This window comes from Noviherbaspirillum album (assembly GCF_035916955.1).
GTDB classification, from domain to species: Bacteria; Pseudomonadota; Gammaproteobacteria; order Burkholderiales; family Burkholderiaceae_D; genus Noviherbaspirillum; species Noviherbaspirillum album.
Map to the genome: position 1 here is coordinate 60,340 of NZ_JAWIIV010000005.1, position 20,715 is coordinate 81,054.

General features: G+C 60.6%; 24 protein-coding genes. 18 read left to right on the forward strand and 6 right to left on the reverse strand.

The window, feature by feature from the left end; all coding sequences use genetic code 11:
- Positions 1-93 precede the first annotated feature (93 nt).
- Positions 94-2,256 carry a putative bifunctional diguanylate cyclase/phosphodiesterase gene (locus RY831_RS07935; RefSeq protein WP_326505793.1) on the reverse strand — a complete coding sequence of 721 codons (2,163 nt, stop codon included), beginning with the start codon at positions 2,254-2,256 and terminating at the stop codon, positions 94-96.
- A 304-nt stretch (positions 2,257-2,560) separates the two neighbouring features.
- Positions 2,561-3,544 (reverse strand): hypothetical protein, encoded by a 984-nt coding sequence (locus RY831_RS07940; RefSeq protein ID WP_326505794.1) that lies wholly within the window; start codon positions 3,542-3,544, stop codon positions 2,561-2,563.
- A 383-nt stretch (positions 3,545-3,927) separates the two neighbouring features.
- Here RY831_RS07940 and RY831_RS07945 point away from each other — a divergent pair, with 383 nt between their 5' ends.
- The 5 genes from RY831_RS07945 to RY831_RS07965 all read left to right on the forward strand — a co-directional run bounded on the left by RY831_RS07945 (position 3,928) and on the right by RY831_RS07965 (position 8,105).
- Complete coding sequence (locus RY831_RS07945; RefSeq protein WP_326505795.1) at positions 3,928-4,860, forward strand: MerR family transcriptional regulator; 933 nt, start codon at positions 3,928-3,930, stop codon at positions 4,858-4,860.
- Positions 4,861-5,186: 326 nt separating this feature from the next.
- Positions 5,187-6,044 carry a ferritin family protein gene (locus tag RY831_RS07950; RefSeq protein ID WP_326505796.1) on the forward strand — a complete coding sequence of 286 codons (858 nt, stop codon included), beginning with the start codon at positions 5,187-5,189 and terminating at the stop codon, positions 6,042-6,044.
- A gap of 101 nt (positions 6,045-6,145) precedes the next feature.
- Positions 6,146-6,622 carry a D-glycero-beta-D-manno-heptose 1-phosphate adenylyltransferase gene (gene rfaE2, locus RY831_RS07955; RefSeq protein ID WP_326505797.1) on the forward strand — a complete coding sequence of 159 codons (477 nt, stop codon included), beginning with the start codon at positions 6,146-6,148 and terminating at the stop codon, positions 6,620-6,622.
- 11 nt (positions 6,623-6,633) lie between these two features.
- Entirely contained in the window at positions 6,634-7,650 is a 1,017-nt protein-coding gene (locus RY831_RS07960) for an asparaginase (RefSeq protein WP_326505798.1), read from the forward strand.
- Between the two features lie 11 nt (positions 7,651-7,661).
- Positions 7,662-8,105, forward strand: coding sequence for a DUF411 domain-containing protein (locus RY831_RS07965; protein ID WP_326505990.1), 444 nt, complete (start codon positions 7,662-7,664; stop codon positions 8,103-8,105).
- 61 nt (positions 8,106-8,166) lie between these two features.
- Here the strand turns inward: RY831_RS07965 and RY831_RS07970 are convergent, their stop codons facing one another.
- From RY831_RS07970 to RY831_RS07980, 3 genes are read right to left on the reverse strand one after another with little or no spacing between them, the layout of a single operon-like run.
- Positions 8,167-8,670, reverse strand: coding sequence for a copper chaperone PCu(A)C (locus RY831_RS07970; protein WP_326505799.1), 504 nt, complete (start codon positions 8,668-8,670; stop codon positions 8,167-8,169).
- 29 nt (positions 8,671-8,699) lie between these two features.
- Complete coding sequence (trmL, locus tag RY831_RS07975; RefSeq protein ID WP_326505800.1) at positions 8,700-9,170, reverse strand: tRNA (uridine(34)/cytosine(34)/5-carboxymethylaminomethyluridine(34)-2'-O)-methyltransferase TrmL; 471 nt, start codon at positions 9,168-9,170, stop codon at positions 8,700-8,702.
- A 21-nt stretch (positions 9,171-9,191) separates the two neighbouring features.
- Positions 9,192-9,935 (reverse strand): ComFC family protein, encoded by a 744-nt coding sequence (locus RY831_RS07980; protein WP_326505801.1) that lies wholly within the window; start codon positions 9,933-9,935, stop codon positions 9,192-9,194.
- Positions 9,936-10,000: 65 nt separating this feature from the next.
- Between RY831_RS07980 and RY831_RS07985 the strand changes: the two genes are divergently transcribed.
- From RY831_RS07985 to RY831_RS08020, 8 genes are all read left to right on the forward strand, one after another.
- Positions 10,001-10,942: a methyltransferase domain-containing protein gene (locus RY831_RS07985; RefSeq protein ID WP_326505802.1), complete on the forward strand. Its 942-nt coding sequence runs from the start codon at positions 10,001-10,003 to the stop codon at positions 10,940-10,942.
- A 237-nt stretch (positions 10,943-11,179) separates the two neighbouring features.
- Positions 11,180-11,641 (forward strand): DUF2244 domain-containing protein, encoded by a 462-nt coding sequence (locus tag RY831_RS07990; RefSeq protein WP_326505803.1) that lies wholly within the window; start codon positions 11,180-11,182, stop codon positions 11,639-11,641.
- Between the two features lie 15 nt (positions 11,642-11,656).
- Entirely contained in the window at positions 11,657-12,817 is a 1,161-nt protein-coding gene (gene coxB / locus RY831_RS07995; RefSeq protein ID WP_326505804.1) for a cytochrome c oxidase subunit II, read from the forward strand.
- A gap of 20 nt (positions 12,818-12,837) precedes the next feature.
- Positions 12,838-14,433 (forward strand): cytochrome c oxidase subunit I, encoded by a 1,596-nt coding sequence (ctaD, locus tag RY831_RS08000; protein WP_151635463.1) that lies wholly within the window; start codon positions 12,838-12,840, stop codon positions 14,431-14,433.
- A 44-nt stretch (positions 14,434-14,477) separates the two neighbouring features.
- A complete protein-coding gene (locus RY831_RS08005; RefSeq protein ID WP_326505805.1) occupies positions 14,478-14,585 on the forward strand; it encodes a cytochrome oxidase small assembly protein in 108 nt (35 codons plus the stop codon).
- Between the two features lies 1 nt (position 14,586).
- Positions 14,587-15,159 carry a cytochrome c oxidase assembly protein gene (locus RY831_RS08010; protein ID WP_326505806.1) on the forward strand — a complete coding sequence of 191 codons (573 nt, stop codon included), beginning with the start codon at positions 14,587-14,589 and terminating at the stop codon, positions 15,157-15,159.
- A gap of 2 nt (positions 15,160-15,161) precedes the next feature.
- Positions 15,162-15,377 carry a DUF2970 domain-containing protein gene (locus RY831_RS08015; protein ID WP_326505807.1) on the forward strand — a complete coding sequence of 72 codons (216 nt, stop codon included), beginning with the start codon at positions 15,162-15,164 and terminating at the stop codon, positions 15,375-15,377.
- A 48-nt stretch (positions 15,378-15,425) separates the two neighbouring features.
- Positions 15,426-16,289: a cytochrome c oxidase subunit 3 gene (locus RY831_RS08020; protein WP_326505808.1), complete on the forward strand. Its 864-nt coding sequence runs from the start codon at positions 15,426-15,428 to the stop codon at positions 16,287-16,289.
- Between the two features lie 102 nt (positions 16,290-16,391).
- Here the strand turns inward: RY831_RS08020 and RY831_RS08025 are convergent, their stop codons facing one another.
- On the reverse strand, positions 16,392-16,592 hold the full coding sequence (locus tag RY831_RS08025) for a twin transmembrane helix small protein (protein ID WP_326505809.1): 201 nt from the start codon (positions 16,590-16,592) through the stop codon (positions 16,392-16,394).
- Between the two features lie 76 nt (positions 16,593-16,668).
- On the opposite strand from RY831_RS08025, the gene RY831_RS08030 reads away from it, so the two are divergent.
- From RY831_RS08030 to RY831_RS08050, 5 genes are read left to right on the forward strand one after another with little or no spacing between them, the layout of a single operon-like run.
- A complete protein-coding gene (locus RY831_RS08030; RefSeq protein ID WP_326505810.1) occupies positions 16,669-17,388 on the forward strand; it encodes an SURF1 family protein in 720 nt (239 codons plus the stop codon).
- The gene (locus RY831_RS08035; RefSeq protein ID WP_326505811.1) at positions 17,318-17,959 is read left to right on the forward strand and encodes an SCO family protein; all 642 of its coding nucleotides are present in this window, start codon (positions 17,318-17,320) and stop codon (positions 17,957-17,959) included. The genes RY831_RS08030 and RY831_RS08035 overlap by 71 nt, the downstream gene beginning before the upstream one ends.
- An 8-nt stretch (positions 17,960-17,967) precedes the next feature.
- On the forward strand, positions 17,968-19,080 hold the full coding sequence (locus tag RY831_RS08040) for a COX15/CtaA family protein (protein ID WP_326505812.1): 1,113 nt from the start codon (positions 17,968-17,970) through the stop codon (positions 19,078-19,080).
- A gap of 7 nt (positions 19,081-19,087) precedes the next feature.
- On the forward strand, positions 19,088-19,972 hold the full coding sequence (gene cyoE, locus RY831_RS08045) for a heme o synthase (protein ID WP_326505813.1): 885 nt from the start codon (positions 19,088-19,090) through the stop codon (positions 19,970-19,972).
- A 3-nt stretch (positions 19,973-19,975) separates the two neighbouring features.
- The gene (locus RY831_RS08050) at positions 19,976-20,605 is read left to right on the forward strand and encodes an SCO family protein (protein ID WP_326505814.1); all 630 of its coding nucleotides are present in this window, start codon (positions 19,976-19,978) and stop codon (positions 20,603-20,605) included.
- The last annotated feature ends 110 nt before the right edge of the window (positions 20,606-20,715 follow it).

The following is a 20,715-nucleotide window of genomic DNA, read 5'->3' on the forward strand; positions in this document are numbered from 1 at the left end:
GCGACGAACAACGCTGCCATGGTGAAGTGGGCCCAAGGCAGGCCGAAGCGACCGTACACCCATTCGCAATCCGCTCTAGGACCGGTTCGCGCATTACGCAAACGACGGCGCTGCCAGCATCTCGGATAGCCGGGCCGCCGTCACCGGCTTGCTGTAGTAGTAGCCCTGCACCTGGTCGCACGAGGCAGCGTGCAGGAAGTCGCGCTGCGCTTCGGTTTCCACCGCTTCGGCCACCACCGTCACGTTCAACGTCTTGCCCATGGCGACGATGGCTCGTGTAATGCCGGCGTCCTTTGCGTCGGCGGGCAGCCCGCGCACGAACGCGCCGTCGATCTTGAGCGTATCGATCGGCAGGTTCTTCAGCGTGGACAACGAAGAGAAGCCGGTGCCGAAGTCGTCGACCGCGATGCGCACGCCCGCTTCCTTGAGCCGCTGGATCGTCCTGAGGCTTTCCTCGAAGCGGTCCATGAACATGCTCTCCGTGATCTCGAGTTCCAGCCGCGTCGGGTCCATGCCGGTCGATTGCAGGATCGCGGCGATGTCGCGATGCAGTCCCTCGTCTCCGAACTGGGAAACCGACAGGTTGACCGCGATGTTCAGATCCCCCAGGCCCTGTTCGCGCCAGGCAACGGCCTGGCGGCAGGACTCTTCGATGGCCCAGCGGCCGAGCTGGCGAATGATGCGGGTTTCCTCTGCCAGCGGAATGAAGCGGCTGGGCGGCACGATGCCCAGCTTGGGATGGGTCCATCGCATCAGCGCCTCGACGCCGACGATGCGGCCGCTTTGCAGCCCGACCTTGGGCTGGTAATGCATCGAGATTTCCTGGCGTTCGATGGCCGTGCGCAGGTAGGTTTCCAGCGTCAGCTTTTCTATCGCATGCTCATTGAGCTCATTGCAAAAGAAGCGGAAAGCATTCTTGCCGTCATCCTTGGCCTTGTACATGGCGATATCCGCGCAGCGCAGCAGCGATTGTTCATTCTGGCCATCCTGGGGAAACAGGCTGATGCCGATGCTGGCCGTCACGTAGAACTCCTGTTCGCTGATGACGAAGGGCCAGCGCGCCACCGCCAGTATCTTTTCCGCGACCACGGCGATCGCCGCCGGCGTATCCACATCCTCCAGCATCACCACGAATTCATCGCCGCCCAGCCGCGCGATGATGTCGCTTTCGCGCAGGCAGTGGCGGATGCGGGTGGCGACTTCCAGCAGCAGCTGGTCGCCGGCCTCATGTCCCATCGTATCGTTGACGGTCTTGAAGCGGTCGAGGTCGATGAGCAGCAGGGCGAGCGTCTTGCCTTGCCTCTGCGCCTGGTTCACCGCATGCAGCAGGTGGCTGCTGAGCATGCGCCGGTTGGGCAGGGAGGTGAGCGTGTCATGGTAGGCAAGATACGCCACCTTCTGTTCGGAGCGGATACGCTCGTCGATTTCCTGGCGCAGCTGGCTGTTGGCCTGCATGAGGTCCGCGGTATTGCGTTCGAGCTCGGCATTCATCTTTTCCAGCTCCAGATTGTGCTGGCCGGAGCGCGCGGCCAGGTAGGAATCGACCATGGAAAGATGGAAGCTGGTCGCAAGGAGCAGGAAAGCAACGCCGCCCACCGCCCCGGCCAGCCACCAGGCATTGAATACCCCGTTGTCCGTGATGCAGACGGCGCCGGCGGGAATGTGCGCGGCCGCCATGCCGGTGTAATGCATGCCGGAGATCGACAGGCCCATGATCAGCGCGCCAAGCAGCTTCAGCGGCAGGCTTGCGGCAAGCCTGTCGCTGCGCACGCGGCGGTTGATCCACAGCGCGCCGGTGGAAGCGGCGGCGGCAATCAGGATGGAAGCCAGCACCAGCCAGGGATCGTAGCGAACAGCGGGATTGAATGTCAGCGCTTCCATGCCGACATAGTGCATGGCGACGATACCGCCGGCCATCACGGCGCCGGCGACAATCAGCTGCGGCGCCCGGCTGGATGCGCGATTGAGGATGTGCAGCGAGTAGCCGCTGGTGCCGATGGCGATCAGCAGGGACAGGACCGTCATGCCGATGCCATAGGCGACTGGAATCGCCAGCGTAAGGGCGAGCATGCCGATGAAATGCATCGCCCAGATTCCGGTTCCCATGCACACCGCGCTGCCCGCAAGCCAGCAGGCGGCGATTCGCCTGGTCCTTGCCGCTGCGACGCGGCTGGTCAGGTTGAAGGCGACAAAGGATGCAAAGACTGCGATGGCAATCGAAAGCATGACGAGCCACGGCTCGTACTGTGATTCCATGTTGTGGTTTTATCCGGCTTGAATTTGGCCGGCTGACCCCATGTCGTCCCGGCGCACCCAGATCAGCGCGCAGCGTACCTGGAAGGCGTGCCTGCATCAGCATTCGGGATGTGGGTCATGATAGCCCGAGCCGTATCCTGCAGGCATCTGTTTTTATGTGGAAACCGGCTGATTTACGACATTTAACGGCGGATTTGCGTCAATCGATGCCGACCTCATGCCGGTTCAGTGAAGATTTGGCATGAAAGTTTTCCTCCGATAAAGGCTTGACGATTCGGCACTGTGATCGGAGAAGTCTGTCAGCTCAGCGGAAAGTGCCAATGGCGATAGGCTCGGCCGGCAGCTGCGCAGGCCGCTTCGTGGTGGCATTGACGATCGAATCGAAGCGGGGCGCACCCACGGAGCCGCATTGGCGCTTGACATTGGGCTGACGGCCGAGAGGCAGGACATAGCCGATACGCATGCTGGTGCTGTCGCTGGCGCCATTCTGCTCGCGAATGAAATGCAGATTCCATTTGTCGCGGGTAAGCGTCAGGTCGAAGCGTTCGGCGCTGGTTGTGCTGGTAAAGCCGCCATGCAGCTGCAGGCAGTTCCCGAAGAAATGGGAATAGCGGATCCGGCTCGAGGATTGCGAGTCGCTGCGGATTGCCGTGGCGTCGGTGAACACGCTGGCCTGGCTCAGGTCATGCTTGAGTTCGAGTTTCGATTCGGACGAGGGCCGCAGATTGAGGCTGAGCTGATAGCCGTCGGTGCGTCCGGAAGAGGGCAGCTGCATGCCGGCCACGCCCGCATCCAGGGTGTCCGGGTCGGTGAGCGTCGATACCGCCGAAGAGGCCGCGGCACTGGCTTCGACCGAATAGGCCGAAATGCCGAGATCGGACAGGTATTGGTAACTGTCCCAGTATTTTTTCGCGCCCAGCAGATACCCCTGCTGCTGTACCGAATCGACTCCCGGCATGCCGGCAGCGTCGCTGCGCAGCTGCGATCCGGCGATGCGGAAGCGCACATTGTTCTTCGGCGCGAAGATGCCGTTGACCACTAGCTCGGATTGCGCTTCCCGGTGGGTGAGGGTGCCGCCGGCGCCAAAGCGCCGCGACAGCGCGCGGCCATAGTCCACGGTCAGTGCCGGAGCGACCGTGTACTGCTCCAGCCTGGCGTCCCATTTCTCCTGCCGGCTGGCATAACCGATCATCGCGCGGTCGCGGGCGAGGCCGAAATAACCGGGTGCATGCATGCCTTCCTGCAGGTCGGGCAGTTGTTCTAAAACATCGACCGGTGTCGAATTCATCCCGGCTCCCATCGCATGGCTCGACAAGGCCAGCATGCCTAGGCCGGCATGCAAACCAGTGCGATTAAAAAATTGAAAAAGCATCCGGCTCCTCCGCTCCCGCTTCCGGCGTCAGGCATCGTGCATCGCGCATCGACATCAATGCGCCTGAAAATTCCGCGAGGAATTGACAGCACTTGGCGGCGATAGTTGCATTGAAAAAACTTCAATACCGGAAATCCGAAAGCCGCGAACTTGCGCGCGGGCAGGAAGCGGACATGACGCGAAAAAAGCTTCTGTCAATTCATTGTCCATGACAGAACGCTTCGCATACAATGTTGGCATCTCTCGCACTGCGCACGCATTGCTCAACTCTCGTACGCCTATTCATATGATTTCTTGCGATGACATTTGACACCAGTCCGCTCAGCATCGGCTCGGTGGAGCGCGAAACCGGTTTGTCCAAGGACACGCTGCGCATCTGGGAGCGGCGTTACGGCTTCCCCCAGCCTGGGCGCGATGCTTTCGGAGAACGTGTCTACGCACTGGAAGATGTGCGCAAGCTTCAGTTGCTCAAGCGGCTGATCGACATCGGCCATCGACCGGGAAAGATCGTTGATCGCAATGTCGAGGAATTGCAGGCGCTCGCGCAAGGCATTCCCCGGACTGCGTTGCCGCTGCAGAACGAGGACGGCGAACGGGAAGAACTGCAGCATTACCTTGAACTTTGCAAGACACACCGCTTCGAGGATTTTCGCCGGGCCCTCGCGCAGGACCTGCTGCGCATGGGACTGTTCGGCTGCGTGGTTAACATCATTGCGCCACTCAACCACATGGTGGGCCGGCACTGGGCCAATGGCAGCCTTGCCGTGTTCGAAGAGCATCTTTATACCGAATCGGTCCAGGTCGTGCTGCGCAATGCGATTGCCGCCATTCCCCGGCACCACGGCGCGGGCGGGCAGCCGCGCGTTTTGCTGACGACATTTCCCCAGGAACAGCACGGCCTCGGCTTGCTGATGGCCGAAGCCATCTTTGCGCTGGAAGGCGCCAACTGCATTTCACTCGGCGTGCAGACACCGATCACCGAGATTGTCAGGGCTGCGCAAACGCAGCATGCGGATATCGTTGCGCTCTCGTTCTCTTCGGCGATGAATGGCAACCAGGCACTCGAGGGATTGCGCAATCTGCGCGCGAGCCTGCCGGCGGATACCGAAATCTGGATTGGCGGCGGCTGCGCATTGCTGGCCCGCCGCCCGCCGCCGGACGTCATCGTGCTCGACCTGCATGATCTGGCGGGGCAGCTTGATGGATGGCACCGACGCCGCAACCCGCAATGAGTGCTTGCTGATCTAACATGCCGAAATGGCATGCATTTCCGGCACTCGGGGCGATTGTTGTGGTCATACTGGGTAATGCCGGAAAAAAGCCCGGTTTTCATTGGCACGGGGCACTTCGGATGGCGGTTGTCATGCTTCAGGCGCGCCGGAAAATCTTCGCCGCCGGACATGTTTGCAGCTTGGACAGACACGATTGCAGAGGTATTCGATTGAAGACATTCCTTGGAGGACTGCTCGGCGATCGGTCCCGTCAAACATGACCGGATGCAGGTTACCGTGCTTTTCTTTGGTAGAATCAATCAGTTAACTAACCTCGAAGGTGCGTGATGCTGTACCCAGAATTATTCAAATCGCTCGAACAAGTCCGCTGGAACATGGAAAAAGACATTCCATGGGACCAGTTTGATGCATCCAAATTGTCAGACGAGCAAGCTCAGACCATCAGGATGAATGCGATCACCGAATGGTCTGCATTGCCTGCCACCGAAATGTTCTTGCGCGATAACCGCGGTGACAGCGATTTCTCCGCGTTCATGTCTGTCTGGTTCTTCGAAGAGCAGAAGCATTCGCTCGTACTGATGGAATATCTGCGCCGCTTCCGCCCGGAACTGGTTCCGACCGAAGAGGAACTGCACAATGTGCGTTTCGAGTTCGATCCGGCGCCGCCGCTTGAAACCCTGATGCTGCACTTCTGCGGTGAAATCCGCCTGAATCACTGGTACCGCTGCGCCTCCGACTGGCATACCGAACCGGTCATCAAGGCGATCTACAAGATCATCAGCCAGGATGAGGCCCGTCATGGCGGAGCCTATCTGCGCTACATGAAGAAGGCGCTGGGCGAAGTCGGCGATTCCGCGCGTGCCGCATTCGCGAAGATCGGCGTACTGATGGCCTCCGCGCGCCGCACCGAAAAGCCGCTGCATCCGACCAACCTGCACGTCAACCAGTCGCTGTTTCCCAACGACACCGTCCAGAGCCGCCTGCCGGATCCGAACTGGCTGGAACGCTGGCTCGACGGCCAGATCAAGTTCGATGGCGAGTGGGAAAAGAAGGTCGTCGACCGCATCCTGCACAACATGTCGCTGCTGTTCGAGCGCACCTTCGAATCGGTGCAGGACCTGAACCGCTACCGCAAGGAAGTCACCGCGCGCCTGCAGCCCGGGCAGCTGAAGCCCGCAAGCTGATCGCCGGCGACCGCAAGGCTGCATGGCGTTATACCCGAACCCGAGGGCCGCAGGCAGTATGCCGCGGCCCTTTCCTTTTGATACCAGGTGATTGTTGTTCCATGCCCGAATTTGAAAAGAAACTCTGTGCCCGCGAAGAACTCGCCGAGCGCACCGCCCGTCTTCCCAAGCCGGTGGTGCTGACCAACGGCGTCTTCGACATTCTGCATCGCGGCCATGTCACCTATCTCGCGCAGGCCCGTGCCCTCGGTGGGTCGCTGGTCGTTGCCGTCAATACCGACGCTTCGGTCAGGCGTCTCGGGAAGGGCAGCGACCGTCCAGTCAATTCCTGCGAGGACCGCATGGCCATCCTGGCGGCGCTGGAATCGGTCAGCATGGTGGTGCCTTTCGACGACGATACCGCGCTGGAAGTGGTGCAGGAGGCGCGGCCGGACATCTATGCCAAGGGCGGCGACTATGACATGAACGCCATTCCTGAAGGACGTGCCGTATCCGCGTACGGCGGCCGGGCGGTGGCCATCGATTTCGAGCATGACCGTTCCACCACCAAGCTGCTGTCCAAGGTGCGGCAGTCTTAAAGGAAAACGCAATGGCGCTGGCTCCCATCGTACCCCTGGTTGAAGCGACCCGCGGCGGGCATACGGAATCGATCCACTACGGCGCGGTCGCGGTCGTCAATGCGCGCGGCAAGCTGCTGTATCACGCCGGCGATGCCGATTTCCCGACCTTCACCCGTTCGACCATCAAGCCTTTCCAGTCCCTGCCCTTGCTGCAGGGCGGCGGACATGAACGGTTCGGCTTCGATGCTCGCGAACTGGCGCTGCTATGCGCCAGCCATTCCGGCGAAGCCATGCATACCGAAACCGTGGAACGCATGCTGCGCAAGGCGGGCTGCGATGAGCATCACTTGCGCTGCGGCTGCCATGTCCCCATCTTCTATCCGACGCACGACAAGATGCCCGAGGCGGGAACGAGCTTCAATCAGCTGCACAACAATTGCAGCGGCAAGCATGCCGGCTTTCTTGCGTGGTGCATCCAGCACGGCGCGCCGCTGGACAGCTACGTGGAGCCAGCCCATCCGCTGCAGCAGGCGGTAAGGCAAAGCCTCGCCGAGGTGGCCGGCCTGGCGCCGGATGCCATGCCGACGGGCATCGATGGCTGTTCAGCGCCGAATTTCGCGCTGCCGCTGTCACGCCTTGCGCTGTCCTATGCCCGGCTGGCGCAAGGTGGGCGCGACCCGGTCTACGGCAGCCTGATGGAAGAATTGTTCCAGGCAATGACCATGCATCCGGAACTGGTGTCCGGCACCGGCCGCAGCGATCTTGCGTTCATGCGCACCGTGCCGGGCGACTGGGTCGCCAAGATCGGGGCCGAGGCAGTGCAGGCGATCGGCATCCGCTCGATGGGCATCGGCATCGCCATCAAGATCGCCGACGGCAACACGCGCGCGCTCGTTCCCGCCGCCATTACCGCGCTGAAGCAGATCGGTGCCCTCGGCGCGGTCGAAAATACGCCGCTGGCTCCCTGGGCCAATCCGCAAATCGACAACTTCAGGGGAATGCATACCGGCGATCTGCGCGCGGTTTTCTCCCTTGCCAAACATTGAAGAGGATTATGATGGACAGAAGAACCATATTGAAGGCGTCGCTGGCCGCGCTGCTGGTGCCTGCATCCGCCCGCGCCGCCGCGCCTGTCATCCAGGTTTACAAGACGCCGACTTGCGGATGCTGCCATGCCTGGGTGGACCATTTGCGCGCCAATGGCTTCGCGGTAAAAGCGACCGACGTGGAAGACACGTCGCCGTATCGCAGCAAATACAAGGTGCCGAACGAATTGGCTTCCTGCCATACCGGCGTGGTGGCCGGCTATGCGCTGGAGGGCCACGTGCCGGCAGCCGACATCAAGCGACTGCTCGCCGAGCGGCCCAAGGCTCATGGCCTGGCAGTGCCGCGCATGCCCATGGGCTCGCCGGGAATGGAAGGCGACCGCAAGGATCCCTTCGATGTCATCCTGATCAGGCAGGATGGCAAGCATGCCGTCTACCGGCATTACGGCGCTTGATACTGCTGGCGGCCGGCGAGCGCCGCTTATTGCTTAATGCTCGCTGCACGCCGTCCAGCAATCAATGGTGATGGTGAGAAGCCGCTGGCTTTGTGGCGGAATCGACCTGGCCGGCCGGCTTGGCGGTTTCTTCCACCACGACCGATACTTCGGCCTTGCCCGCCTTTTCAAAGCTGAGCGTCAGGGGAATCTTGTCGCCGGCCTTCAGCGGCCGGCTCAGCCCCATCAGCATGATGTGATAGCCGTTGCCCGGCTTCATCTCGACCTTTGCGCCGGATGGCAGGCTGATTTCGCCGGCTTCGCGCATCCTCATCACGTTGCCGTCCATCGACATGGTGTGGATCTCGGCCGACTTCGCCGCCGGCGTCGCCACGCCGATCAGCTTGTCGGCAGTGCCGCCCCGGTTTTCAATGCTCAGGTAAGCCGCTCCGCTGGGCTGGTGCGCGATGGTGGGGCGCGCATAGGGATGACCGATCTGCAATTCTTTCACGGTGTATTCGTGGGCATGCGACAGACTGGTGAGCAGCAAGGCGAGCGCGAGCGAGGGAACGTGATGCAGCTTCATGAAAAATCCTGATAAAAAGATGAATAAGCTTAACTTCCGCCGGCGAAGCCATTTTGCCGCCAGGCTTCGTAAACGACTACGGCAACCGTATTGGACAGGTTGAGGCTGCGATTGTCGGGCCGCATCGGCAGCCGGATGCGCTGAGCAGGCGCGAATGCATTGCGCAGTTCCGGCGCCAGGCCGCGCGTTTCCGAACCGAACACGAAGATGTCGCCGGGACGAAAGGCAACGCTTGCGAACGGCGTAGAACCATGGGTCGTCATCGCAAACATGCGCTGTGGGTCGGGCGACTGCGCGGCGAGAAAGGCATCCCAATTTGCATGCACTTTCATTGTCGCGTAATCATGATAATCGAGGCCCGCACGCCGCATCTTTGCGTCATCGAGCGGGAAACCGAGCGGCTCCACCAGGTGCAGCTGTGCGCCGGTATTGGCGCACAGGCGAATGACATTGCCCGTGTTGGGCGGTATTTCGGGCTCGACCAGAACCACATGAAACAAGACGGCCTCCTTGCTAGTTGATCAATGTTGCGGTGTGCGGGCAAAGACGAAGTTCGTCACCCGCGCGGCACCAAAGCGCTTGAGTGTCGCTGCGACTTCATTCAGCGTATCGCCGGTTGTCATGACGTCATCGACCATGCCGACATGGCGTCCGCGAACCAGGTCGATGGATTGCGCGGATACTACGAATGCACCGCGCACGTTCTTTTGCCGCTCGTCGGGGTGCAGCAGCGACTGGGCGCGGGTCTCGCGCTGCCGCAGAAGCAGTTGCGCCTGCAACGGCACGCCAAGCATCCGCGACAGGGGACGGGCGATTTCCAGCGCCTGATTGAAGCCGCGCTCCGCAAGTCGAGCATTTCCCAACGGGACCACTGCGAGCAATTGCGGCAACTCGAGCTTGTCCTGCTGCAGCATGGCGTCGCGTATTACAGCGGCCATGAGCGGCGCAAATTGCAACGATCCACCGAATTTCAATCCAAGCGCCAGCCGGTCATGCGGAGCGGTATAGTTGCAGGCGACGACAGTCGCATCAAAGGAAGGTGTCTTTCGCAGGCATTGACCGCAGATCTCATGTTTGCCGGCCGCCTGGGGCAGTGCCATTGCGCAGCTGCGGCAGCGCGGCGCATGCATCCCGAAAAACCTGCTCTTGCACGCGCCGCACAGATTGTCGCGCGCTGATGCACCGCACAGCGCGCAGGAAGCCGGGAGGAGCAAGGGCAGTCCTGCCAGGGCGGAGCGGGACAAGTGGCGCAGGCTGGAAAGCATGGAGCAGATGGATGTTCAAACGTGTAAACTGGCCGCATTATCTCATTGCTAGACCGGATTTTTCCTTGGCATCATCACATTCTTCCGATAGCGCCGCTTCCAGCGGGCCGATCGACCTGCGGGTAGTGCGCCGGCTTTTTTCAGAGCCCGCGCGAATCCGGGAATCGAATTTTCTCCGTCGCGAGATCGCGCACCGCATGCAGGAGCGCCTGTCGCTGATCAAGCTGCAGCCCCGCGCAGTGCTGGACCTGGGCTGCGGCGAGGGTGCCGACCTGGGCGGGCTGCAAGCGCAATACCCGCAGTCGCGCATCATCGGCATCGACGCATCTCTTCCCTTGCTTGAAGAGGCCCGCCGGCAGCGCGCGCAAGCCAGCTCGTCCGTGCAGCGGCTCTTTGCTAAGTGGCTTCCCGGCAAAGGCGGCGCCGGCGACGCGGCGCACATTATCTGCGGCGACTTCGCCCGGCTGGCGCTTGGGGCGGGCTCGGCCGACCTGGTATGGTCCAACCTCGCGCTGCACTGGCATCCGCAACCCGACCTGGTGTTCGCTGAATGGCGCCGGGTCCTGCGTGTTGACGGTCTGCTCATGTTTTCCTGCTTTGGACCGGATACGTTTCGGGAAATCCGGGAGGCCTTTGCCGGAGTCGATGAGGCGGCCCACGCCTTTTCTTTCGTCGACATGCATGATTTCGGCGACATGCTGGTCAACGCCGGCTTTTCCACGCCGGTAATGGATATGGAAAAAATCACGGTGACCTATGACACGACCGCGAAGCTGCTGGCCGACGTGCGCGCCTGGGGTGGCAACCCCTTGCTGACGCGTCGCCGGGGCCTGCTCGGCCGCGGCGCGCATGCCAGGATGTGCGAGGCGCTGGAAAGCCGGCGCAACGCCGAAGGCAAAATCCCGCTGACCTTCGAGGTGGTCTACGGGCACGCCTTTCGCCCCGCGCCCCGCACCACGTCGAGCGGGGAGGCGATCATCCGCTTCGATCCGCAACGAAGATCCTGATATATACCCGCGACCGGCGGGCGAATCGAAATGTGGCCAAAACATCAATGCCGGCCGTCGAACAAGGACGCTCGAAGCAGGCGGATGCGAGGACGCGGCGCACTCGCATCGAGATGGCAGCGGGAGCCAAAGTGGTTTTTTTCCGCTTGATAAGCGGCTAAGTCTAGCTTTATACTTCCGTGGTTTTGCGTAGTGATTGTGTCCCTTAGTCCGTAGCCCGCAAGTTAGGATTTTCTTATGGCGTCGCGCGAGTGGATCTTGAGGCGCAATTGTTCGATTTCACCGCGGCAGCTGATTACTGTTTATACAGCGCTGTGCATGACCTCGCTGCTCATTGCGATGGTGTTTGCAGTGCGCGGTGCCTGGTACATCCTCGGCTTTGCCATGCTGGAAATGTTGGCGGTTGGAACTGCCTTTTTCCTGTATGCTCGCCATGCCAATGACCGGGAGCGAATCGAACTGGCAGACGACTGCCTCCTCGTCGAGCTGATCCAGGTGGAGCGCATACGACAATTCAGGCTCGATCCGCGCAGCACGCGCGTTGCATCGCCCGAATCGAGACATGCGCTAATTTCGCTGGAAGCACGGAATGGCAGGGTGGAAGTCGGCCGCTTCTTGACAGAATGGAAGAGACGGGAGCTTGCCCGGGAATTGCGGAGCGAGCTGGCGTCGAGAAAAAATACAGGAATCCAATTTTAGGTTTTTGAGGAAAATATGAAACTTGCGAAGCGCCTCCAATCACTGATGCTCGGTGCGTCGCTCCTGATGGCCGGTATGCCAGCATGGGCGGTGGTGGACAGTCAGGGCGGTCCTGCCGTGCGTCAGTTGAATTTCCAGCAGCCGGTTACGAAAATCGCCGAAGAGATCTATTCGCTGCACAACCTGATGCTGGTCATCTGCCTGGCGATCTTCGTCGGCGTGTTCGGCGTCATGTTCTATTCCATCCTCAAGCATCGCAAGTCACTCGGCCACAAGCCTGCCACTTTCCACGAAAGCACCGCCGTCGAGATCGCATGGACGGTCGTTCCCTTCCTGATCGTCATCGGCATGGCTTTGCCCGCGACCAAGACCGTGGTGGCAATGAAGGACACTTCCAATGCCGACATCACCATCAAGGCCACCGGCATGCAGTGGAAGTGGGGCTATGACTACCTGAAGGGCGAGGGTGAGGGCATTTCCTTCCTGTCCGCACTGTCCACGCCGCGCGAGCAGGTGGTCGACGCCACCAAGGTCAAGAGCGACAATTACCTGATTGAAGTGGACAACCCCGTCGTGGTCCCGGTCAACAAGAAGATCCGCATCGTCACCACCGCCAACGACGTCATCCACGGCTGGACGATCCCGGCATTCGGCGTCAAGCAGGATGCGATTCCCGGCTTCGTCCGCGATACCTGGTTCCGCGCCGAAAAGACCGGTGTCTACCGCGGCCAGTGCGTCGAGCTGTGCGGCAAGGAACATGCGTTCATGCCTATCGTGGTCAATGTCGTGACCGAAGATGAATACAAGAAGTGGGTCGACGGCAAGAAGAAGGAAAGCGCGGCCCAGGCCGACGATCCCAACAAGACCTATACCGTCGACGAGCTGAAGCAGCGCGGCGAAAAGGTTTACGCAGCCAATTGCGTGGCTTGCCACCAGGCCAACGGCAAGGGTGTGCCGGGTGCATTCCCCGCGCTCGACGGCTCGCAGAATGTCATCGGTCCCAAGGGCCCGCAGATCGACATCCTGCTCAACGGCAAGGGCGCGATGCCGCCGTGGAAGGGTGTGCTGAACGATACCGATATCGCCGCCGTGATCACCTACACACGCAACTCCTGGGGCAATAAGGCCAAGGAAAACATTGTTCAACCGGCTGAAGTGCTGGCTGCGCGCAAGTAATAGAGAATTAGGAGATTGAGATGAGCACCACCGCAGTTGATCACGCCCACGATCACTCTCACGACCACGCGCACGACCATCCTCACGGCTGGCGGCGCTGGTTGTACGCAACCAACCACAAGGACATCGGTTCGCTGTACCTGTGGTTCTCCTTCATCATGCTGCTGTCCGGCGGCGTGCTCGCGCTGGGGATCCGCGCCGAGCTGTTCCAGCCCGGCCTGCAACTGGTCCAGCCGGAGTTCTTCAACCAGCTGACCACCATGCACGGCCTGATCATGGTGTTCGGCGCGATCATGCCGGCCTTCGTCGGCTTCGCCAACTGGATGATTCCGCTGCAGATCGGCGCCTCCGACATGGCGTTCGCCCGCATGAACAACTTCTCGTTCTGGCTGCTGCCGCCGGCGGCGATCCTGCTGGCCGCATCCTTCCTCGCGCCCGGCGGCGCGACGGCTGCCGGCTGGACGCTGTATGCGCCGCTGTCGACCCAGATGGGCATCGGCATGGACATGGGCATCTTCGCGATGCACATCATGGGCGCATCGTCGATCATGGGTTCGATCAACATCATCGTCACCATCCTCAACATGCGCGCTCCCGGCATGACGCTGATGAAGATGCCGATGTTCTGCTGGACCTGGCTGATCACCGCCTATCTGCTGATCGCCGTGATGCCTGTTCTGGCCGGCGCCATCACCATGACGCTGACTGACCGCCACTTCGGCACATCGTTCTTCAACGCCGCTGGCGGCGGTGACCCGGTGATGTACCAGCACATCTTCTGGTTCTTCGGCCACCCCGAGGTCTACATCATGATTCTGCCGGCGTTCGGCATCGTGTCGCAGATCATCCCGGCCTTTGCCCGCAAGCAGCTGTTCGGCTATGCGTCGATGGTCTATGCAACCGCTTCGATCGCGATCCTGTCGTTCATCGTCTGGGCGCACCACATGTTCACCACCGGCATGCCGGTGACCGCGCAGCTGTTCTTCATGTACGCCACCATGCTGATCTCGGTGCCGACCGGCGTGAAGGTGTTCAACTGGATCGCCACCATGTGGAAAGGCTCGATGACCTTCGAGACGCCCATGCTGTTCGCGGTCGGCTTCATCTTCGTGTTCACGATGGGCGGCTTCACGGGCCTGATCCTCGCGGTCACGCCGATCGACATCCAGATGCAGGATACCTATTACGTGGTGGCGCACTTCCACTACGTGCTGGTGGCCGGTTCCCTGTTTGCCCTGTTCGCCGGCTTCTATTACTGGGGGCCGAAGTGGACTGGCTTCATGTACAACGAAGGCCGTGGCAAGTTCCATTTCTGGGGTTCGATCATCACCTTCAACATCACCTTCTTCCCGATGCACTTCCTGGGTCTGGCCGGCATGCCGCGTCGCTATGCCGACTACCCGGCGCAGTTCACCGACTTCAACATGATCGCCACGATCGGCGCGTTCGGCTTCGGACTGATGCAGGTGTACTTCCTGTTCGCCGTGGTGATTCCGTCGATCAAGGGCGGCAAGCCGGCGGAAGCCAAGCCGTGGGATGGCGCGGAAGGCCTCGAGTGGACCGTGCCGAGCCCGGCGCCGTTCCATACCTTTGAAGTGCCGCCAACCGTCAAGTAAGATGAGGTCGAGGGGCAGGATGCAACTCCTGCCCCAACGCACATATGCCGGATTCGAACAAACCCAAAAACCTGAAGACCGCGCTGATTATTGCCTCGATCGCCGCGGCATTTTTCATCGGTATCTTCATCAAGCGCATCTGGTTCACCTGATATGGAACAGCACCAGCCAAACCCAAACGGGCATCATGGCAGCAAACTGAACAGGCAGATGCTTGGCAAGTTGCTCGTGGTGGCGGTCATGATGTTCGGATTCGGCTATGCACTGGTGCCGATCTACAAGAAGATCTGTGAAATCACCGGCATCAACCTGCTGACGCCGAAGGATTCGATGGTCGGCGACATCAAGAATACGCAAGTCGACAAGACTCGCACGATCACTATCGAATTCGATGCCAACGTGCAAGGGCCGTGGCGTTTCCGTCCGACGGTATCGAGCATGCAGGTGCATCCGGGCGAGATGGCGCAGGTCGTTTATGAAGTCGTGAATACCCAGTCCCGCAGCGTGGATGCGCAGGCAATTCCAAGCTATGCGCCGCAGCAGGCATCCGGCCATTTCAAGAAAATGGAATGTTTCTGCTTCAAGCAGCAGACGCTGGGCCCGAATGAGGCGAAGCAGATGCCGGTCGTGTTTTACATCGATCCGGCCTTGCCAAAGGATGTAAAGACGATAACCTTGTCCTATACCTTCTTTGAAATCGGCGGACTTGGCAAAAAGGCCAGTTGAGCATGGATGACATGGACAAGCCGACGCAGCGCAAGGCATCGTTCGGCGCGACGGTCAAGGCGGTGCTCTGGTCCTTCTTCGGCGTCAGGAAGAAAAGTGACTACGAGAGGGATGCACAGCAGTTGAATCCCGTGCATGTGATCATTGCCGGGATCATTGCCGCAATCATATTCGTCGTGACGCTCCTGCTCATCGTGAAGAGCGTCGTGGCACAGTAATTCAAGTAATCCAAAGTCATTATCTAAAATTTGTATTGGGAGATGGAAATGAGTTCTCAGCACGCAGCAGGCAAGGCACCGTACTATTTCGTGCCCGGTCCTTCCAAGTGGCCGGTTCTGGGAGGTGCTTCGCTGCTCCTGACGATGGCAGGCGCATCGGCATGGATCAACGGCTACAACTGGGGGCCGGCAGCCAACATCATCGGCATCATTGCAACGGTGATCGTGTTGCTGAAGTGGTTCGGCGAGGCATTCGCGGAGTCGGAGAGCGGCCTCTACAGCGCCCGTATCGACGTGTCCTTCCGCTGGAGCATGAGCTGGTTCATCTTCTCCGAAGTGATGTTCTTCGCGGGCTTCTTCGGCGCCCTGTTCTATGCGCGCAGCGTGACCATACCCTGGCTGGCCGACATCGACCACAAGCTGCTCTGGCCCGATTTTTCCGCGCAGTGGGGCAATACGCCGGCGGGAACGATCGACCCGTTCACCAAGATGGGCCCGTTTCCGATCCCGACCATCAATACCGCGCTGCTGCTGCTTTCCGGCGTGACGCTGACGATTTCCCATCATGCACTGCGCGCCGGCGAGCGCGGCAAGACCGCCTTCTGGCTGCTGGCCACTATCGTCCTGGGTGCCATCTTCATGGGCTTCCAGGTCTATGAATACATGCATGCCTACAGCGACCTGAACCTGAAGCTCACTTCCGGCATCTACGGCTCGACCTTCTACATGCTGACCGGCTTCCACGGCTTCCACGTGACGCTGGGTGCCATCATGCTGGCCGTCGTGCTGTACCGCCTGATGAAGGGTCACTTCACGCCCGACAATCATTTCGGTTTTGAAGGCGCCGCATGGTACTGGCACTTCGTCGACGTCGTCTGGCTCGGCCTCTACGTCGTCGTGTACTGGCTGTAACAGATTTGCACCAAAGAAAAAGCCGCACTTCGGTGCGGCTTTTTTACTGCTCCGGCTGAACGAATTGCCATTGTTCTTGCAGTTTTACTGTGCACAGTGACCTTACCGTATCCCGGTCGGCTGGATCCAGCCCTGGCTGTGCGCAACCAGGATCAGGAGGAACAGCATGATCGAAAAGCCCACGCGGAACGCCAGCGCTTTCACGGTACGATCGCTCTTGCCCTTGTCCTTCATCAGAAAGAGCAGTGCGGAGCCGAGACTGGCAAGAATGAGGACAAAGGCAATGGCAACAAATATTTTCATCAACGTATGCGGGACGAATGACCGGTGCCACGTCGCATCGTCGGCGCTTCCCCGGTCCGGTTAAAAAGACATTGTAATGCCATTGACCTTCCGCTTTCGCTGGATTCCCTTCATTGCCGCGGTGACAGTCGCCGCGATCGGTCTGATGCTCGGCAATTGGCAGACGCGCCGCGCCCATGAGAAGGAAGCCATCGAAGCGAAGCTGCTCGAGCGCGCGCAGGCACCGACTGTTGTTGTCGACGCCAAGCCGAAACATCCCGGCGATATGGAATACCGCCGCGTCAGCGTCACGGGAAATTTCGTCGACAACTGGAACATCTATCTGGAGAACCGGCCGCACCAGGGCGTCCCGGGATTTTATGTGCTCACCCCGTTGAAAATCGCGGGGTCCGGCACGCATATCCTGGTAGTGCGAGGGTGGATCAGGCGGGATGTCGCCGACCGCACCCGGTTGCCGCCAATCGCAACCCCGAGGGGACAGGTCGAGATCGGCGGCATCGCGCGCGCCGGCACCGGCCATGTTCTCCAGTTGGGGACGGCGGAGCCTCTGAAGCCGAACGCGATCGTGCAAAATGCCGGCATAACGGACATCGGTCGCGCCGCCGGCATTGAACTGCAGCCCTTCGTGATCGAACAGACATCGGACGCGGCAGACGGATTGATTCGCGACTGGCCGCGCCCGTCGTCCGGCGCGGACAAGCACCGCGGCTATGCTTTCCAGTGGTATGCGCTGGCAGCCACTGCCCTTTTATTTTTTGTTGTCACAGGATTCCGACGTGGAAGAAGCTCAACGTAAAAACTCCGGCCGCTGGAAGCTGTTCGCGGTGCTGGCCGTGTGTGCATCGCCGCTCATTGCCTCCTACCTGACCTATTACGTGATCAAGCCCGAGGGGCGTACCAATTACGGCTCTCTGATCGACCCGCGCGCCCATCCGATGCCTTCGCTCAACACGACCGCGCTTGACGGCAAGCCTGCCGGCCTGCAGCAGTTCAAGGGCAAGTGGATCATGATGTTCGCGGATGGCGGCGAGTGCTCCGAATCATGCCGCAAGCGCCTGCATGACATGCGGCAGCTGAGGCTGGCCCAGGGCAAGGAAAGGGACCGCATCGAACGGGTCTGGCTGGTGACCGACAAGCAGCCGCTCGATACCGTGCTGATGCGCGAGTACGACGGCACCCACATGCTGCGCTCCGACCCGGCAATGCTGAAGACCTGGCTGCCGAGCGAGCCGCCCGCCGCCTTTACCGACCATATCTACATGATCGATCCGCTCGGCAACCTGATGATGCGCTTCCCGAAGGACGCCGACCCTAACAAGATCAAGAAAGATCTTTCCAAGCTGCTCAAGGCTTCACGGATAGGCTAGGTGCGCACATGCTGATTCAACTTGGATTGATGGGCCTGCTTGCGGCATTGCTGCCGCTGGCGATCGTCTGGGTGTCCGGCGATGCCAACAAGTACCGCAAGCTGGTCTGGGTCACCGTCTTCCTGACCTTCGACCTGATCATGTTCGGCGCCTTCACCCGCCTGACCGACTCCGGGCTGGGTTGCCCCGACTGGCCGGGCTGCTATGGCCACGCCAATCCGCTGCAGGCGCATGAACAGATCCGCGCCGCCGAAGCCGCCATGCCGACGGGACCCGTGACCGTGGCCAAGGCCTGGATCGAAATGACCCACCGCTATTTCGCGATGGCGGTCGGGGTGCTGATCATTGCCATCATGGCAATCGCCTGGCGCGGATGGATCAAATCGCGCCGATCCAATCCGCGCTTCGCGCCGTGGCTGCCGACTTTCCTGTTCGGTTTCGTCTGCCTGCAGGGCGCGTTCGGCGCCTGGACGGTCACGCTCAAGCTGCAGCCCGTGATCGTCACAATCCATCTGCTGCTCGGCCTGCTGCTGCTGCTGCTCCTTGCCTGGCTGGGGGAGCGCGAGAACGTCCATGCCGCCGTATCGCCCGAGGCTGCCCGCCTGCGCGTACCGGCGACTGTCGCGCTCGTGCTGCTGTTCGTTCAGATCGCTCTGGGAGGATGGGTCAGTACCAATTATGCGGCGCTTGCCTGCACCGACTTCCCCCTGTGCCACGGCAAACTGCTTCCCGACATGGATTTCGCCAACGGATTCACGCTCTGGCGCCACCTTGGCATGACCGCCGAAGGCGACTATTTGCCGTTTCCGGCACTCACCGCAATTCACTGGGTACACCGCAACTTTGCCTTTGTCGTGATCCTGGCCGTTGCCTGGGCCGGGTACAAGGCATTGCGCACGGAAGGCCTGCGCAACCTGGGAAAGTGGCTGCTGCTGGCCTTGGCATTTCAATTCCTTACCGGCATGTCAACGATTTTCCTGAAGTGGCCGCTGGCGTTGGCGGTGGTGCACAACGGTGGCGCGGCGGTCCTTGTGCTGCTGCTGACCATGCTAAACTATCGGGCTAAGATTCCCCATCAGGCCGCTGCGAGCCGCAGCGCAGCGCAACTTTCGGCCGCATGACACTCAAGTGACTACCCTGACCGTACAAACCAACCGCCTGGCCCAGTACTGGGCCCTGACCAAGCCGCGCGTCACCCAACTCGCCGTGTTCTGCGCGGTCATCGGGATGTTCCTGGCCGTGCCCGGGCTGCCGGACTGGCGTATCGTCGTTGCCGCCACGATCGGCATCTGGCTGCTGGCGGGTGCCGCATTCGCGGTGAACTGCCTGGTCGAGCGCGAGATCGATTCGCGCATGGCGCGCACCGCGCGCCGTCCGATGGCCCGCGGCGAAATCACGGTAGGGCAGACGCTGGTGTTTTCCGGCGTGATCGGCGGCGCCGGCATGTGGATCCTGTTCAATTTCGTCAATCCCCTGACCATGTGGCTGACCTTCGCCACCTTCGTCGGCTACGCGGTGATCTACACCATGCTGCTCAAGCCGGCGACACCCCAGAATATCGTGATCGGCGGGCTGTCGGGCGCCATGCCGCCGGCGCTCGGGTGGGCGGCGGTCGCCAACGACGTGCCGATGCAGGCCTGGATCCTGGTACTGATCATCTTTGTTTGGACGCCGCCGCATTTCTGGGCACTGGCCCTGTACCGGCGCGACGATTATGCGAAATCCGGCCTGCCGATGCTGCCGGTGACCCATGGCTTGAAATTCACGCAATTCCATATCTGGCTGTACACGATTGCGCTGGTCGCCACCACCATGCTGCCGTATGCGGTGCAGATGAGCGGCCTGATCTATCTCGCGAGTGCGGTCGTGCTGGGCGCCATCTTCCTCTGGTATGCATGGCAGATCTACCGCCACTACACCGATCTGATCGCCCGCAAGACCTTTGCCTATTCCATCATCTACCTGTCGCTGCTGTTTGTTGCTCTGCTGGTCGACCACTACTTCAAAATCTGACATATGCGATATCGAATTCCGCAACGTGCCGCAGCACTTGTCCTGGCCAGCCTCGGTCTTTTGCTCTCGGCTTGCGACAGGCAGAGCGAAGGCGGCCAGATGCTGCTGTCCCCGGTGCAGTCGAGCTTCAAGAATACCGACGTGACAGGACTGGAGTACGCCAAGGATTTCTCCCTGCCCGACTTCAACGGCAAGACACGTACGCTGGCAGATTTCAAGGGCAAGGCGGTGGTCGTCTTCTTCGGCTATACCCAGTGCCCGGATGTCTGTCCGACCACCATGGTGGAAATGGCCAACGTGATGAAGCAGCTCGGACCGCAGGCCGACAAGGTGCAGGTCATTTTCGTTACGGTCGACCCGGAGCGCGATACGCCGGAACTGCTTTCCAAGTATGTGCCCGCATTCGATGAGCGTTTCATCGGACTGGTCGGTGACAAGGCCGCGACCGAAAAGGTCGCCAAGGACTTCAAGGTGTTCTTCCAGAAGGTGCCGGGGAAGGAGCCGGGCAGCTATACGATGGACCATACCGCCGGCAGCTACGTGTTCGATCCGCAAGGCCGCATCAGGCTGTTCATCCGTCACGGACAAGGCACCGAGCCCATCGTGCATGACTTGAAACAATTGCTGTCCTGATGCTTCGGCTGATCGGGGCGCAATAAGAAAGCATCAGTAAAGGCAGCAAAAGAAAAGGCGGTAAAAGAAAAGGCGGTAAAAAATAAAAGGCGCTCCGGAGAGCGCCTTTT